Origin of the sequence: Nonomuraea ferruginea (genome assembly GCF_039540635.1) — a bacterium.
Lineage (GTDB): Bacteria > Actinomycetota > Actinomycetes > Streptosporangiales > Streptosporangiaceae > Nonomuraea > Nonomuraea ferruginea.
Genome location: NZ_BAABFD010000020.1, coordinates 72,125 through 86,968 on the forward strand (window position 1 = coordinate 72,125; position 14,844 = coordinate 86,968).

Annotated in this window: 14 protein-coding genes; 8 read left to right on the forward strand and 6 right to left on the reverse strand. The window is 72.8% G+C overall.

The genetic code is table 11. The features are described 5' to 3' along the window. Positions 1-43: 43 nt before the first annotated feature. The 5 genes from ABD999_RS32930 to ABD999_RS32950 form a co-directional block, all read right to left on the reverse strand. Complete coding sequence (locus ABD999_RS32930) at positions 44-1,261, reverse strand: RNA polymerase sigma factor (protein WP_271280245.1); 1,218 nt, start codon at positions 1,259-1,261, stop codon at positions 44-46. Then, positions 1,258-1,596: a YciI family protein gene (locus ABD999_RS32935; protein ID WP_148031639.1), complete on the reverse strand. Its 339-nt coding sequence runs from the start codon at positions 1,594-1,596 to the stop codon at positions 1,258-1,260. The genes ABD999_RS32930 and ABD999_RS32935 overlap by 4 nt, the downstream gene beginning before the upstream one ends. Positions 1,597-1,731: 135 nt before the next feature. Next, positions 1,732-2,166: a nucleoside deaminase gene (locus tag ABD999_RS32940; protein WP_271280244.1), complete on the reverse strand. Its 435-nt coding sequence runs from the start codon at positions 2,164-2,166 to the stop codon at positions 1,732-1,734. Next, on the reverse strand, positions 2,163-2,978 hold the full coding sequence (locus tag ABD999_RS32945) for an LLM class flavin-dependent oxidoreductase (RefSeq protein ID WP_271280243.1): 816 nt from the start codon (positions 2,976-2,978) through the stop codon (positions 2,163-2,165). The genes ABD999_RS32940 and ABD999_RS32945 overlap by 4 nt, the downstream gene beginning before the upstream one ends. Before the next feature lie 9 nt (positions 2,979-2,987). Beyond that, on the reverse strand, positions 2,988-4,679 hold the full coding sequence (locus tag ABD999_RS32950) for a right-handed parallel beta-helix repeat-containing protein (protein ID WP_345483050.1): 1,692 nt from the start codon (positions 4,677-4,679) through the stop codon (positions 2,988-2,990). 18 nt (positions 4,680-4,697) lie between these two features. Between ABD999_RS32950 and ABD999_RS32960 the strand changes: the two genes are divergently transcribed. Both ABD999_RS32960 and ABD999_RS32965 read left to right on the forward strand, forming a co-directional pair. After that, positions 4,698-5,759, forward strand: a complete 1,062-nt coding sequence (locus tag ABD999_RS32960; protein WP_378525205.1) for a TetR/AcrR family transcriptional regulator — start codon at positions 4,698-4,700, stop codon at positions 5,757-5,759. Between the two features lie 43 nt (positions 5,760-5,802). After that, complete coding sequence (locus tag ABD999_RS32965; protein ID WP_271280064.1) at positions 5,803-6,768, forward strand: ArsR family transcriptional regulator; 966 nt, start codon at positions 5,803-5,805, stop codon at positions 6,766-6,768. Here the strand turns inward: ABD999_RS32965 and ABD999_RS32970 are convergent. After that, the gene (locus ABD999_RS32970; RefSeq protein ID WP_219546336.1) at positions 6,705-7,292 is read right to left on the reverse strand and encodes a TetR/AcrR family transcriptional regulator; all 588 of its coding nucleotides are present in this window, start codon (positions 7,290-7,292) and stop codon (positions 6,705-6,707) included. The two genes, ABD999_RS32965 and ABD999_RS32970, sit on opposite strands and share 64 nt — an antisense overlap. A gap of 80 nt (positions 7,293-7,372) precedes the next feature. On the opposite strand from ABD999_RS32970, the gene ABD999_RS32975 reads away from it, so the two are divergent. The 6 genes from ABD999_RS32975 (at position 7,373) to ABD999_RS33000 (ending at position 14,721) form a co-directional block, all read left to right on the forward strand. After that, on the forward strand, positions 7,373-8,365 hold the full coding sequence (locus ABD999_RS32975) for an alpha/beta fold hydrolase (protein WP_271280065.1): 993 nt from the start codon (positions 7,373-7,375) through the stop codon (positions 8,363-8,365). A 76-nt stretch (positions 8,366-8,441) separates the two neighbouring features. After that, positions 8,442-9,083, forward strand: a complete 642-nt coding sequence (locus ABD999_RS32980) for a GntR family transcriptional regulator (RefSeq protein WP_148031631.1) — start codon at positions 8,442-8,444, stop codon at positions 9,081-9,083. After that, a complete protein-coding gene (locus ABD999_RS32985) occupies positions 9,080-10,276 on the forward strand; it encodes a CaiB/BaiF CoA transferase family protein (protein WP_271280066.1) in 1,197 nt (398 codons plus the stop codon). Before ABD999_RS32980 ends, ABD999_RS32985 begins: the two co-directional genes overlap by 4 nt. 16 nt (positions 10,277-10,292) lie before the next feature. Continuing rightward, positions 10,293-12,296 (forward strand): hydantoinase/oxoprolinase family protein, encoded by a 2,004-nt coding sequence (locus tag ABD999_RS32990; RefSeq protein WP_148031629.1) that lies wholly within the window; start codon positions 10,293-10,295, stop codon positions 12,294-12,296. Continuing rightward, positions 12,293-14,137 (forward strand): hydantoinase B/oxoprolinase family protein, encoded by a 1,845-nt coding sequence (locus ABD999_RS32995; protein ID WP_246640292.1) that lies wholly within the window; start codon positions 12,293-12,295, stop codon positions 14,135-14,137. The genes ABD999_RS32990 and ABD999_RS32995 overlap by 4 nt, the downstream gene beginning before the upstream one ends. After that, a complete protein-coding gene (locus ABD999_RS33000; protein ID WP_345483051.1) occupies positions 14,134-14,721 on the forward strand; it encodes an isochorismatase family protein in 588 nt (195 codons plus the stop codon). The genes ABD999_RS32995 and ABD999_RS33000 overlap by 4 nt, the downstream gene beginning before the upstream one ends. Positions 14,722-14,844 lie beyond the last annotated feature (123 nt).

The following is a 14,844-nucleotide window of genomic DNA, read 5'->3' on the forward strand; positions in this document are numbered from 1 at the left end:
GGACTGCCCGGGACACCCGCCGTCGCCCCGGGCACGTGGTCGATCACTGCCTTGAGGAGGGGGACTCCGCGTTCGTGAGCGCCTCGCGGGCCTGGCTCAGGAACGCCCGTTCCGCCCCGTTCTCCGTACGGGCGATCGCCTCCTCGTACGCCCGAGCCGCCTCCCGCGTACGGCCGAGCCGCCTGAGCAGGTCGGCGCGTACGGCGTGGAAGAGGTAGTAGCGGTCCAGGTCGAGGGCCTCGACCAGGCCGAGAGCCTCTCGCGGGCCGGACACCTCGGCGACCGCGACCGCGCGGTTGAGCGCCGCCACCGGGCTCGGCGCGACGGCCAGCAGCAGGTCGTACAGCGCCACCACCTGCCGCCAGTCGGTCGGCGGCTCGCTGTGCACGGCGTTGATCGCCGCCTGGATCTGGTACGGCCCCGGCCGGTCGCGCCGCAGGCAGCGGCGCACCAGCTCCCGCCCCTCCTCGGCCAGCTCATCGTTCCACAGCCGCGGGTCCTGGTCGGCGAGCCGGACGAGCCGGCCGTCGGGGGTGGTGCGGGCCGGGCGGCGTGACTCCAGCAGCAGCATGAGCGCCAGCAGGCCGAGCACCTCCGGCTCGTCCGGCATCAGCTCCGCCAGCAGCCGCCCCAGCCGGATCGCCTCCGCGCACAGGTCCTCGCGCACCAGCCGCTCGCCGGACCCGGCCGCGTACCCCTCGTTGAAGATCAGGTAGAGGACGGCCAGCACCGGTCGCAGCCGGTCCGGCAGGTCCGCCTCGCGCGGGATGCGGTACGGGATGCGCGCGTCGCGGATCTTGCCCTTGGCGCGCACCAGCCGCTGCGCCATGGTCGTCTCCGGCACCAGGAAGGCACGCGCGATCTCGGCGGTGCCCAGGCCGCCGAGCAGCCGCAGCGTCAGCGCCACCTGGGCGGGCCTGGACAGGGCCGGATGGCAGCAGGTGAAGATCAGGCGCAGCCGGTCGTCGCGCACGGGCCCCTCCTCGGCGGGTTCGTCACGGGCGTGCAGCAGGGCCGCCTGGGCGTGCTTGCCGGCCCGCGCGGACTCGCGGCGCAGCCGGTCGACGGCGCGGTTGCGGGCGGTGGTGATGATCCATCCGGCGGGGGAGGGCGGCGGCCCTTCCTCGGGCCACCGCCGGACCGCGACGGCGAACGCGTCCTGGACCGCCTCCTCGGCGAGGTCGATGTCGCCGAGGATGCGGGTGAGCACGGCCACGGCCCGGCCGTACTCCTCGGCGAAGACGCGTTCGACGTCGGTCATCGGAACGGGCGGACCTCGATCGGCAGCCCGACGGCCTCGGCCAGCCTGCCGCCCCAGCCGAGCGCCGCGTCGAGGTCGGGCGCCTGGATGACGGTGAAGCCGCCCAGGTGCTCCTTGCCCTCGGTGTACGGGCCGTCGGTCATCAGCACGTCGCCGTCCTTCGCCCGCAGTACGGTCGCGGTGCTCGGCGGGTGCAGGGCGGCGGCGAACACCCACGCGCCGGCCGTCCGCATCTCCTCGTTGAGCGCGTCCAGCTTCCGTATGACCGGCTCCAGGACCTCGGGCGGCGGCGGGTCGCCGTCAGGCTGGTAGATGCTGAGCAGATACTGCTTCATCGGCTTTTCCTCTCTCTCACCCGTTATACGAACGGCCCCCGCCGGGATCGACAGCGGGCCGGCCCGTTTTCCGGCAGCGGTCAGCGTGCCGTCAGGCGAAGTGGAGGATGGAGACCGTGAGCGGGCCGCCGGTGATCACGGATGTGGGCTGTAGTAGCCCTCGACCGGGGCCCGCGCCTCCTGCGGCAGCGCCGGGCCTTCCTGGGGCACCGGCGGGAAGCCGCCGCCCGGCTTCATCGCGTCGAGCTGCTCTCCGGAGAGGGCGAACACGACGCGGCCGAGGCCGGAGCGCTCGATGGCGCCCGCGCACATGCCGCACGGCTGGCAGCTCGTGTACATGGTGGTGCCGGCCGCGGTGGCGGGGTCGAGCTCGCGCGCGGCCCAGCGGGCCAGCTTCAGCTCCGGGTGGGCGGTGATGTCGCGGTCGGCGACGGTGGTGTTGCGCTCCTCGGCCAGCACGGTGCCGTCGGGGCCCACCAGCAGCGACCCGAACGGCGGGTTGCCGGCGTCGCGGGCGGAGGCGGCCAGCTCGATGGCCCTGCGCAGGCGGCGCTCGTCGTCGTGGTTCACCGGAGTTCCCTTCGGGCGGCGACGGCGGCCAGCGCGTGCCAGGCCGTCTCGGGGTGCGCGGTCTCGGCGGGGTCGCCGTTGAACGGGTCGAGCACGACCGTGGCGGCGCCGAGGTCGCGCAGCTCGGCGAGGTCGCCGATGATCTGGTCGAGGGTGCCCTCGCCGGCCAGCCGGTCGGGGCCGGTGACGGGGGTGTCGGTCATCCGGAGGGCGATGCGCGGCACCAGCTCCGGCACCTCCGCCCGGCCGAGCGTCTCGCGCAGCCAGGGGAGCCGGAAGCGCAGCGGGTGCCAGGCGTCGCCGAGCCGGGCGGCCCGGCGCAGGGCGGCGTCGCTGTTGCCGCCGACCCAGATCGGGATGCGGCCGGGCCCGTAGTCGCCCTCGTCGGCCCAGGCCGCCCGCATCGCCTCGACGTACTCGTCGGTGAGCGCGCCGCGCCGCCCGAACGGCACGCCGAGCGCGTCGAACTCCTGCCGCGCCCAGCCGACGCCCACGCCGAGCACCAGCCGCCCGCCGCTGAGCTGCTGCAGGTTGGCGGCCATGCGGGCGGTCAGCAGGGGATGCCGGTACGGCACCACCAGCACGGTGGTGCCGAGCCGGATCCGCCGCGTGACGCCCGCCAGCCAGGCCAGCGTGGTGAACGGCTCGTAGAACGGCGCGGGGTACTGTCCGGCCACGTCGGGGGTGATCACGAGGTGGTCGGAGAGCATGAGCAGGTCGTAGCCGAGCCCTTCGACGGTCAACGCCCAGCGTTCGAGCGTGCCGGGATCGGTGCCGGGTCCGAAGTTGGGAACGTTCACCCCGAGGCGCATCGGATCAGCTTAGGGCCTGATCGCCGGAGCCTCCAGCGGCCCCGGCGGATCGAGGCGGCGGCCCGCCCGCGCCCGGATGTGCGCGGTGGCGTCCTCCAGCGCCTCCCCGGTGAGGGTGGTGTTGTCCTCGTACGTCACTCCCGGCGGGACGGCGTCGCTGCCGACCGGGTCGGCGTCCCAGAAGTTGCCCCGGTACGTGACGTTCTCCAAGGGCGGGAAGACCTGCAGGACCGCGGTGTTGTCGGCGCGCGCCACGACGTTCCCCTCGACCGTCACCCAGGCGGCGCCGTAGTCGGTGTAGAGGGCGAAGTGGTACGGGGTGCGGGTGTCGGTGATGACGTTGCCGCTGATCAGCGCGGCGTCGGCCGCGCTCGCGCCCTGCGGGCCGGAGACGTAGACGCCGCCGCCGTCGGCGAGCACCCGCATCGCGCCGGTGACCAGGTTGCGCAGGATCCGGGTGCCGTTCGCGGGCCCGGCGGCGATGCCGCAGTGGGCGGCGTCGGTGATCTCGTTGTGCGCGATGGTGCACCCGGTGGCGCCGGACACGGCGATGCCGGGGGAGCCGGGGTAGTCGAGGCCGGGGCGTTCGATCAGGTTGTCCTCGATCACGACGCCCGCGCCGCCGTCGACGGAGACGGCCGAGGCGGAGAGGTCGTCGAAGACGCAGGCCCGCACCGCCAGGCCGGAGCCGCCGGACAGGCCGAGCGCGGTGGCGCCCATCCGGGTGAACCGGCACCGCTCGAACGTCACATCCGCGCAGCCGTCGAGGGTGACGGCGGCGGGGATGCTCTTCGACTCTCCCGGTACGGTGACCCACGCCTGGTCCTCGACCACGACGACCTTCTCGACGGGGCCGCCGTCGTAGTAGCCGGTGCTGTGGTAATGCAGGAAGCCCTCCGGTGAGCCGGGCCTGGACCAGGTCGTGTCGGCGAAGGTCAGGCCGCGCACGGTGACGTTCCTGGCTCCGGTGGCGCGCAGCACGGTCCCGGCTTCCGCGGCGACGGCCGTTCCGGGCCGCTCGCCGCGGTACAGGAGCCTGCGGCGGGAGCGGTCGAGGACGAACGTGCCCGGCTCGGTGAGGAAGGACGGGTCGTTCTCGATCCTGGTGGGCAGGCCGGGGCCTGACTGGGTCTGGCCGTCCCAGGCCGAGTTGTACAGGTCGAGCGCCCAGCCGAAGGCGGGCTGCGCCATGACGACCTCGGTGCCTCCGGCGGTGACGGCGGCGACCGGGCATCTGGCCTCGGTCCAGGGATAGACGCCGCGGTAGACGAACTCGACGCCGGCCGGGTTCTCCCAGGTGAGCGGCTCGGACGTGACGTAACCCGTGACGGTCTGGGTGGCGTCGCCGGGGAAGCCTTCGATGCCCGCGCGCTCGGCCCTGCGGCCGTCGACGTGCAGCCCGCGGGTGTCGAGGTCGCCCGCGTCGGCGGCCCACACGCCGTCCTCCCAGGTCCAGCCGGTGATCGTCCGGCCGCCGCTGATGACGGCCTCCTCCTGGTCGTGGGGCTGGAGGGTGAGGTCGCGGTCCTGGTCGGTGAGCTCGAACGGCGGGTACGAGCCCGCCCTGAGGTGGATGACGGCCTCGCCGCCCTTCCTGGCGGCCTCAAGTGCGCGGGGGATGGTGGCGAAGGGCCGGTCGAGGGTGCCGGGGGCGTCGTCGTCGCCGGTGGGGGACACGAAGATGTCGTTTATGGCGTACACAGGTATATACCATAAACCATGGCGTACGTAGATCCGGTGGAATTGCTGTGGCGGGACGCGGCCGGCGATCCGCGGCAGGGGCTGAGCGTGGACGCGATCGTGCGGGCGGGCATCGAGGTGGCCGACGCCGAAGGGCTGTCGGGGCTGTCGATGCGCAAGGTGGCCGAGCGGCTCGGCTTCACCACGATGTCCCTCTACCGCCACGTCCCCAGCCGCGACCACCTCGTCGACCTCATGCGCGACGCCGCCATCGGCGCACTCCCACCCCCCGCCACCTCCGCGCCACCCCTCGGCACCTTCACGCCGCCACCAGGCGCTGCCGCGCTGTCCCGCAGCGCCGCTGCGCCGTCTCCAGACGCCGCGGACCCAACCCCCAGCGCCGCTCGGTCGCGCGCCGGTGGAACGGGCGCCGCTGGGGAGGAGACGGACGAGGGAGCGGACGCTGTTCCGGCGACGTCCGCCGAGAAGGCAGACACCGTTGCGGCGAAGGCCGCTGAGAGGGTGGGCGTCCGAGCGGCCGGCGGCTGGCGGGAGGAGTTGGAGGCCTGTCTGCGGCAGGGCTGGGAGCTGCGCAAGCGGCATCCGTGGCTGGCAGAGGTCCGGGGCACCCGGCGCCTTCCCGGCCCGAACGCCGTCGCGTTCTACGACCGCCTGCTCGGCATACTCTCCGGCGCCGGCCTCACCCCGGCCCGGACGGTCGCGGCCGCCGACCTGCTGGGGAGGTTCGTGGACGCCGAGGCGTTGCGCCTGGTCGAGGTCGCCGCGGCCGAGCGGGCCAGCGGCGTGGGCGAGGAGGAGTGGTGGGGCGCGCGGGACTCGCTCTACGAGCGTCTGGGCGCCTACCCGGTCGTCACCGCCCTGTGGGAGGCGGGCGCCTGGGACGAGCCGGCCGACCCCTTCGAGTTCGGCCTGGCTCGGCTGCTGGACGCCATCGAACTCCTCGCGGGTGACGAAACGCGTGACGAAACCTGCGGTATGTGCGGGACTCCTCTGCCGGGCGCCATGACCGGCCGGCCGCGCGCGTACTGCTCCAGGGCCTGCCGCCAGCGCGCCTACCGGGAACGGCGGGCCCGGCGATGACGGCACGCCCCGAGCCCGCGCGGGCGTGCGAAAATCAACCCCCGTGCTGAGACTGGCGTTCACCGAAGCCGATCTGCGCAGGATCACCTTCGCCCCCGAGCCGAACGCCGTGTTCGAGACGGCGCTCAGCGTGCGACTGCTGTCCAGTGCCCGCGGCGGAGGCCGGTGGCGGCCCGGCGCACGACGCCCGCCCCGCGGCGACTTACCGGCCCGGTCGGGCGTCATCATGGAGCTGGTCCGCGCCGACGGCTTCGTGCCGGACTTCCTGCTGCAGCCGGACTGCCACGATTTCGCCGCCGCAGTGGAGCGGATCGGCCAGATCCCCACCGACCGGATCGCCGCCGAAGTGGGCCTGTTGTCCGCCCGCGACCCGAGCCGGGGATTACGGGAGCTGGCCGCCGGGTCGGAAGCGGGGCGGCGGACGCTGGCGACCGACCTGCGCGCCTATTTCGCCTCGTCGCTGGCGCCCATGTGGCCGGCGGTGCGGGCGGCCGCCGCCGCCGACCGCTCGGTGCGCCTCGAAACCCTGCTCCGCGGCGGGCTCGACGCCATGCTGGCCACGCTCAGCGTCACGTGGCGCTGGGACCCGCCCGTCCTGCACATCCCTTCGGCTCACACGTACGACGTCCGGCTGTGCGGGCGCGGACTGCTGCTGATCCCCTCGTACTTCGCGCCGTCGCCCGTACTGACGTACCGGCCCGACGACTCCACTGCCGGGTTCGAGGGCCAGGGACGTGGATCGCCACACCCCGTCGCACTCCTTGGTCGACGTTTCCTCGATCTTCCAGCTGTTGATCGACGTGTGCAGCCCGAAACGGGCGCAGTAGCCGTCACCGGGGCCGGAGTCGCGGAGCCGGCCGCTGACCGTGACCCAGACCCGCCGGTCGGCGCGGTCCCTGCGCCAGGTCACGCGGATGTTCTGGAGCTCGAAAGGGGCGTCCGCTCTCAGGCGAAGGCCGCCGACTCCAGCATCGCGACGAGCGCTTCGGCCGCGGCCCCGGCGTCATAGGCGGGGTCCTGCAGGCGCTCGCCGACGATCGCGTCGATCGCCCCGCCGGTGATGATCGCGAGCGTGCGCAGGTCGGGCCCGGGGCCGAGACCGCGCGCTTCGCGGGCATGACCCAGGAGGGTGGCGAGCGGCTTCCAGCGGGCCGAGGAGTCGGGGCGGTGGTCGTGGATCATCGCCTCGATGATCATCCGGGCGTGGTCCGGCCGCTCGGCCAGGTGCCCGACCATCCGCCGCACGTACGCGGCCGGCGCCCCGTCGGCCGGCGCGGCATCGACCGCCGCCCCGATGTCGGCCACGAGCGCGTCGAGCACGTGCGCGTGGGCCGCCGCCACGACCGCGTCCTTGGAGGCGAAGTGGTAGAGCACCGCGCCCTTCGTGATCCCCGCCGCCTCCGCGATCCGGGCCAGCGAGGCGGCGGCATGACCGTGCTCGGCCACCACGCCGATGGTGACCTCCACGAGCTGGTCGCGCCGCGCCTGCTCGATGAAGCTGAGCGGCCGGTCCTCGGTTCGCCTTCCTGCCATGGCCACCACCGTACCCGCCCCTCGCGTATGCTCTGACCGTGTGGTCAAAAAATTGACCCTTGTTCAGCAGGGAGGGAAGGATGACCGAGCAGACCGTCGGAACGACACCGCCGAAGCGCCGTCGCCGGAGATTGAAGATCGCGGGTGTCGTGGTCGCCGTGGCGGCCGTCGCCCTGGCCTTCACCTTTCGCCAGCCGTCACCGGTGGGACACTGGAACAGCGCCGAGGGCCACGCCCGCTTCACGGCCGCCTACGACAGGGCGATGGCCGACATGCCGCGGGCCGCCGAGACGATCGACGTGCGCACCGGCTTCGGGTTCGTGCGGGTCCACCGCTACCAGGGCGCCTCCGGCCGGGCCGGGCCGCTGGTGCTGCTGCCCGGCAGGGCGTCCGCGTCGCCGGTCTGGGCCGACAACCTGCCCCACCTGCTCAAGATCGGTGACGTCTACGCCATCGACCTGCTGGGCGAGCCGGGCAAGAGCGTGCAGGAGGCGCCGATCACCTCCGACGCCGACCAGGCGGCCTGGCTCGACCAGGTGCTCGCGCAGCTTCCGGAGGAGTCCTTCCACCTGGTGGGGCTGTCCATCGGCGGCTGGACGGCCGTCAACCTCGCCGTCCACCGGCCGCGGCACGTCGCCACGCTGACCCTGCTCGACCCCGTGTACACCTTCTCGGGCATCCCGGCCGGCACCGCGATCCGCGCCATCCCCGCGTCCGTGCCGTGGCTGCCGAAGTCCTGGCGCGACTCGTTCAACTCCTACACCGCCGGCGGCGCTCCCGTGGAGGACGTGCCGGTGGCGGACATGATCGAGTCCGGGATGGAGAACTACACGCTCCGCCTGCCGCAGCCCTCGCTCATCGGCGAAGGAGCGCTGAGCGGCCTGACGATGCCGGTGCTGGCGATCCTGGCCGGCGAGTCCGTGATGCACGACCCCGGCGTCTCCCGCGAGGTAGCCGGGCGCGTGCTGCGGAACGGCACGGTGAAGGTCTACCCGGACGCCTCGCACGCGATCAACGGCGAGCACCCCGAGGAGGTCGCCGCGGACATCGCCGCGTTCCTCGACGCCCACTGAACCAGATGTATGCAAAACCTTGCCATTACTCCTCGCCACTCCCCATAATCGGGGAATTCGGCGTGAGGATGTATGCATGTCCGTCATCGATGATCTTCGGTCCCTGATACTCGGCGGCCGTTACGCGCCCGGCGACCGGCTGGGCGAAGTCGAGCTCGCCCAGCTGCTCCAGGTGAGCCGCACCCCCGTCCGTGAGGCGCTGCGCCAGCTGCAGTCGGAGGGCCTGGTCGAGGTCACGGCCAACAAGGGCGCCAGGGTCATCGAGTATCCGGCGGCGGACCTGGAGACCATCTTCGAGCTGCGGGCCAGGATCGAGGGCCTGGCCGCGCGGCAGGCCGCCGCGACCGCCACCGACGAGGACGTCGAGCGGCTGCACGAGGTGGCCGTGTCGCTCGGCGAGCACGCCGGCAGGCGGGAGCTCGACGCGGTCTACCGGCTCAACGCCGAGTTCCACCAGGAGCTGGTGCGCCTGGGCGGCAGCACCGTGCTCGCCCAGTCGATCAGCGCCCTGGTCCACTCGCCCGTCCTGCTGCGCACGTACAGCGCCTTCGACGAGGAGGCGATGCGGCGCAGCGTCAACCACCACATCGAGATCGCGGCGGCCGTACGGGCCGGGGACCCCGAATGGGCGGAGGCCGTCATGCGGGCCCACCTGTTCTCGGCCCGCGCCTCCCTGCTCGGCCCGAGGAAGCCCAGGAAGCCGAGGAAGCAGGCATGACACATCTCCCGTTGGACGACGTCCGGGTCATCGAGCTCGGCCAGCTGCTGGCCGGGCCGTTCTGCGGGCAGCTGCTCGGCGACTTCGGCGCGGAAGTGATCAAGGTCGAGGACCCGGGCCGCGGCGACCCGATGCGGCAGTGGGGCAGGGAGAAGCCGCACGGCAAGTCGCTGTGGTGGCCGGTCGTGGCGCGCAACAAGAAGTCGGTCACCTGCGACCTGCGCACCCCGCGGGGCCAGGACCTGGTCAGGAAGCTGGTCGCCGAGGCGGACGTGCTGCTGGAGAACTTCCGCCCCGGCACGCTGGAGCGCTGGGGCATGTCGCCGGAGGAGCTGCACGCGGTCAACCCCCGGCTGGTGATCACGCGGGTGACCGGGTTCGGGCAGACCGGCCCGTACGCGCCGCGCGCCGGCTACGGGTCGATCGGCGAGGCCATGGGCGGCATCCGCTACGTCACCGGCGACCCCAGCCTGCCGCCGTCGCGGGCCGGGATCTCGATCGGCGACTCACTGGCCGCCACCCACGCGTGCGTCGGCACGCTGGTGGCGCTGCACGAGCGCGAGCGCAGCGGCCGCGGCCAGGTGGTCGACTCGGCGATCTACGAGGCGGTGCTGGCGATGATGGAGTCGCTGCTGCCGGAGTGGCAGCAGGCCGGCTACCAGCGCGAGCGCACCGGCCCCGTGCTGCCGAACGTCTCGCCCAGCAACGTCTACCCCACCCGGGACGGCGACGCGATCCTCATCGCCGCCAACCAGGACAGCGTCTTCACCCGGCTGGCCCAGGTCATGGGCGCCAAGGAGCTGGCGGACGACGAGCGGTACGCCACCCACGGCGCGCGGGGCGAGCACATGGCCGAGCTGGACGAGCTCATCTCGGCCTGGACCGTCACGTATCCGGCCGACGAGCTGCTCCGCCTGCTGCACGACGGCGGCGTGCCGGCCGGGCGGATCTACACGGCCGAGGACATGTTCGCCGACCCGCACTTCGAGGCCCGCGAGGCCATCGTGCGGGTGCCGCATCCGGACTTCGGCGAGGTGGCCATGCAGAACGTGGTGCCGAAGCTGTCGGGCACCCCCGGCCGGGTGCGCAGCGCGGGCCCCGCGCTCGGCCAGCACAACGACGAGGTCTACGGAGGACTGCTCGGTCTCTCCCCCCAGGAGATCGCCGGCCTTTCCACGGCCGGAATCATCTAGAAGCGAGGAACCCCCCATGCGCTACCGGCTCGGGGTGGACGTCGGAGGGACGTTCACCGACATCCTTCTCATCGATCAGGAGTCAGGCCAGACCTACCGCGCCAAGACTCCGTCCACTCCCCATGACCAGTCGATCGGTGTCCTGGCCGGCATCCGGAAGGCGTGCGCGGTGGCGGGCGTCTCCCCGGACGAGATCGGGGAGATCCTGCACGGCACCACCGTCGCCACCAACGCCATCCTGGAGGGCAAGGGCGCCAGGGTGGGCCTGGTCACCACGGCGGGCTTCCGCCAGGTGCTGCAGATCGCCCGCTCGTTCGTGCCCGGCGGCCTGGCCGGCTGGATCATCTGGCCGAAGCCGGAGCCGCTGGCCGCGCTGGAGGACACCGTCGAGGCCGTCGAACGGGTCGCCGCCGACGGCTCGGTGGTGACGCCGCTGGACGAGGACGACCTGCGGGCCAAGCTGCGCTCCCTGCGCGGCGTGGAGGCGCTGGCCGTCTCGCTGATCAACTCCTTCGCCTTCGACGGCCACGAGCGCCGCATCGCCGAGCTGGCGGCCGAGGAGCTGCCGGGCGTGCCCGTCTCGATCTCCTCCGAGGTGCTGCCCGAACTGCGGGAGTACGAGCGGACCGTCACCACGGTCGCCAACGCCTACGTCCAGCCGAGGGTGGCCAGGTACCTCGACAACCTGGGCCTGGACCTGTACGCGCTGCGCAGCGACGGCGGCCTGGCCTCCCAGGCGAGCGCCAAGGCGGCGCCGGTCAACATGCTGCTGTCCGGCCCGGCGGGCGGGGTCGCGGGCGCGACCTGGGTCGCCGAGCAGGCCGGATTCACCGACTTCCTCACCTTCGACATGGGCGGCACCTCCACCGACGTGGCGCTCGTCCAGGACGCCCGGCCGCGGGTCGGCCGCGAGACCAAGGTCGGCGACCTCACCGTCCGCTCGGCCTCGGTCGACGTGCGGACGGTCGGCGCGGGCGGCGGCTCGGTCGCGCACGTCCCCGAGCTGACCCGGGCGCTGCGCGTCGGCCCGCAGTCGGCGGGCGCGGAGCCCGGACCGGCCGCCTACGGCAAGGGCGGCACCGATCCCACCGTCACCGACGCCAACGTGGTGCTCGGCTACCTGCCGTCGCGGCTGGCCGGCGGCGAGATCGTGCTGGACCGGGAACGGTCCCGTGCGGCCGTGGCCCAGGTCGCGGACGCGATGGGGCTGTCGGTCGAGGCCGCCGCGCAGGGCATCGTCGACATCGTCAACGAGAACATGTTCGGCGCGCTCCGCCTCGTCTCCGTCCAGCAGGGCTTCGACCCGCGCGACTTCGCGCTGGTCGCCTTCGGCGGCGCCGGGCCGCTGCACGCCAACGCGCTGGGCCGGCTGACCGGCTCGTGGCCGGTGATCATCCCGCCGTCGCCCGGCGTGCTCTGCGCGTACGGGGACGCCACCACGTGCCTGCGCGACGAGGCGTCCAGGACCAGCATCAAGCGTTTCTCCCAGCTCACCGACGACGAGCTGCGGCAGATGCTGACCGAGCTGGCCGAGCGGGCCGCCGCCACGCTGGAGGCCGAGGGGGTGGGCCGCGCCGACCAGACCGTCACGTACCAGGTCGACGTGCGCTACCACGGCCAGGGCTTCGAGATCCCCATCGACCTCGGCCTGGACACCGGGCTGGAGGCGCTGGGCAAGGCGTTCGACGCCGAGCACGAGCGGCTGTTCTCGTTCCTGCTGAGCAACGAGCACGAGGTCGTCAGCGCCCGCGCCTCGGTGAGCGGGCCGCGCCCCGACGTCCGGCCGGTCCGCCTCGACCAGGGCGGCCCTGCCGCCGAGCCGGTCGACAAGCACGAGGTCTGGATCGACGGCGGCTGGGCCGAGGCCTCGATCTACGACCGCGGCACCCTGCTCGCGGGCAACCGGATCGAAGGTCCCGCGATCGTCACCGAGATGGACTCCACCACGCTCGTCCTGCCCGGCCACGTGGCCGACGTGCACGAGAGCGGCAGCCTGCTCATCCGGCCACTGGAGGCATGATGGCCCAGATCATCCAGACCGCGACGGGACCCCTGGCCGAGACCGAGGTCGACCCCGTCACGCTCGACATCATCGAGAACGCGCTGCGCAACGCCCGCTACGAGATGGACGAGGTGCTCTTCCGCACCGCCCTGTCGCCGGGCATCCGCGAGCAGCACGACGAGTTCCCGCTCATCGCCGACGCCGAGGGGCGGATGGTCGCCGGGCAGTTCGGCCTGTCGATCCCGGCCCTGCTCGACCGGTTCGACGGGACGGTGGAGGAGGGCGACGTGCTGCTCACCTCCGACCCGTACTCCTGCGACGGCGCGATCAGCCACGCCAACGACTGGCTGGTGGTCATGCCGGTGTACGTGGACGGGCGGGTGGTCGGCTGGGCCTCGATGTTCGGCCACATGTCGGACGTCGGCGGCAAGACCGCCTGCTCGATGCCCACCGACGCGCGCACCATCTTCGAGGAGGGCGTGGTCATCCCGCCCTTCAAGCTCTACTCCAAGGGCGTGCTGAACGAGGACGCGCTGCGGATCATCCTCAACCAGGTGCGCAGGCCCGATTGGAACCGGGCCGACCTCAACGGCATCGTGGCGGCCTGCCGCACCGCCGGGCGCCGGATCCAGGAGCTGTGCGCCCGTTTCGGCGCGGACACCTACACCTCGGCCCTGCGGGCCCTGCTCCAGCGCAACCACGACGCGATGCGCGTCCTGCTCACCACGCTGTTCGAGGACGGCGAGACGCTCACCTTCAAGGACTACATCTGCGACGACGGCGTCGGCAACGGCCCGTACGAGCTGTCGCTGTCGCTGACGCGGACCGGCGACAAGGTGCTGCTCGACTTCACCGGCAGCTCCGAGCAGGCCGAGGGGCCGATCAACTACTACCTGAACGAGAACCTCGCCCGGATGTTCTTCGGGATCTACCTCATCACGGTGGCCGACCCGCAGATCCTCTGGAACGACGGCTTCTACCCGCTGGTCGACGTGCGGATCCCGGAGAAGAGCTTCTGGAAGCCGGAGTATCCTGCCGCGCTCAACGCCCGCAACCACGGCATCGGCCGCATCTTCGACCTGTTCGGCGGGCTGCTCGGGCAGAAGACGCCCGACCTGCTGAACGCGGCCGGCTTCTCCTCCTCACCCCACTTCATGTACGCGGGCGAGGGGTTCCAGCTGTACTCCATCGGCTTCGGCGGCATCCCCGGCAGGCCGATCGGCGACGGCCCCGACGGGCACTCGCTGTGGCCGTCGTTCACCAACATCCCGTGCGAGTTCCTGGAGTCGTACTACCCGCTGCGCATCGAACGCTGGGAGACCGTCGCCGACACCGGGGGAGCGGGCCTGCACCGGGGCGGCAACGGCGTGGACGTGGCGTACCGGTTCCTGAAGCCGGGCACCATCGCCATCCACGACGACCGCTGGCTGACCTACCCGTGGGGGGTCAACGGCGGCGAGCCGGGCGCGCGCGGCCGCAAGTGGATCGAGCGGGCGGACGGCGGCAAGGAGATCCTGCCGAGCAAGGTGCACGACGTGCCGGTCCGGCCGGGCGACGTGCTGCACTTCGTCACCTGGGGCGGCGGCGGCTGGGGCGACCCGCTGGCCCGCGACCCCGCCCTGGTCGGGCTGGAGGTGCGGCGCGGCCTGCTGACGGCCGGCGGCGCCCGCCGGTACGGGGTGGTCTGCGCGGCCGACGGCACGGTGGACGAGGCGGCCACCCGCGACCTGCGGGCGGAGCTGGAGGGCACCAGGCCGGAGCTCAAGGTGTTCGACATGGGCCCGCCGATGGCGGAGATCCTGGCCAGGTGCGAGGAGGAGACCGGCCTGCCCGCCCCCCGGCCCCCGGCCAGGGCGTGAACCCGTTCGACGGGACGCTCCCGTTCGGGGAGCGTCCCGCGCTCATCCTCATCGACCTGATGCGGGCCTACTTCGAGCCCGGGGCGGATCTCTACATGGGGTCGCGCGACTGCCTCGACAGCGCCGCCCGGGTGCTGTCGGCGGCTCGCGCGGCCGGCGTGCCGGTGGTCCACACCCGGGTCGCGTTCGGCGCGGGCGGCCTCGACGGCGGGCTGTTCTACCGGAAGGTGCCGCCGCTGCGGCACCTGGCCGGCCCGCTGGGCGAGCTGATGCCGGAGGTGGCGCCCGCCGACGGCGAGGTGGTGATCGTCAAGCAGTACGCGAGCGCGTTCTTCGGCACCACCCTCGCCTCCACGCTGACCGCGCTGCGGGTGGACACGCTGCTCATCGCAGGGGTGTCCACCAGCGGGTGCGTACGGGCAAGCGCCGTGGACGCGGTGCAGCACGGCTTCGTCCCGGTCGTGGTCCGCCAGGCGGTCGGCGACCGCGACCCGGGGCCGCACGAGGCGAACCTGTTCGACATCGGCGCCAAGTACGGCGAGATCTGGGACGAGGAGGCGGTGCTCCGGCGCCTGGGCGCCTAGAAGCCGGGTGCCGGCCGGCTCGGCCGGCACCCGGCTTCGGCATGCCGCCTCGTGTTAAAGATTATTGACACCATGTCTGCGCTGCTTTACCTTTGACCATGTAAAAATTTCTTTACATGGGAG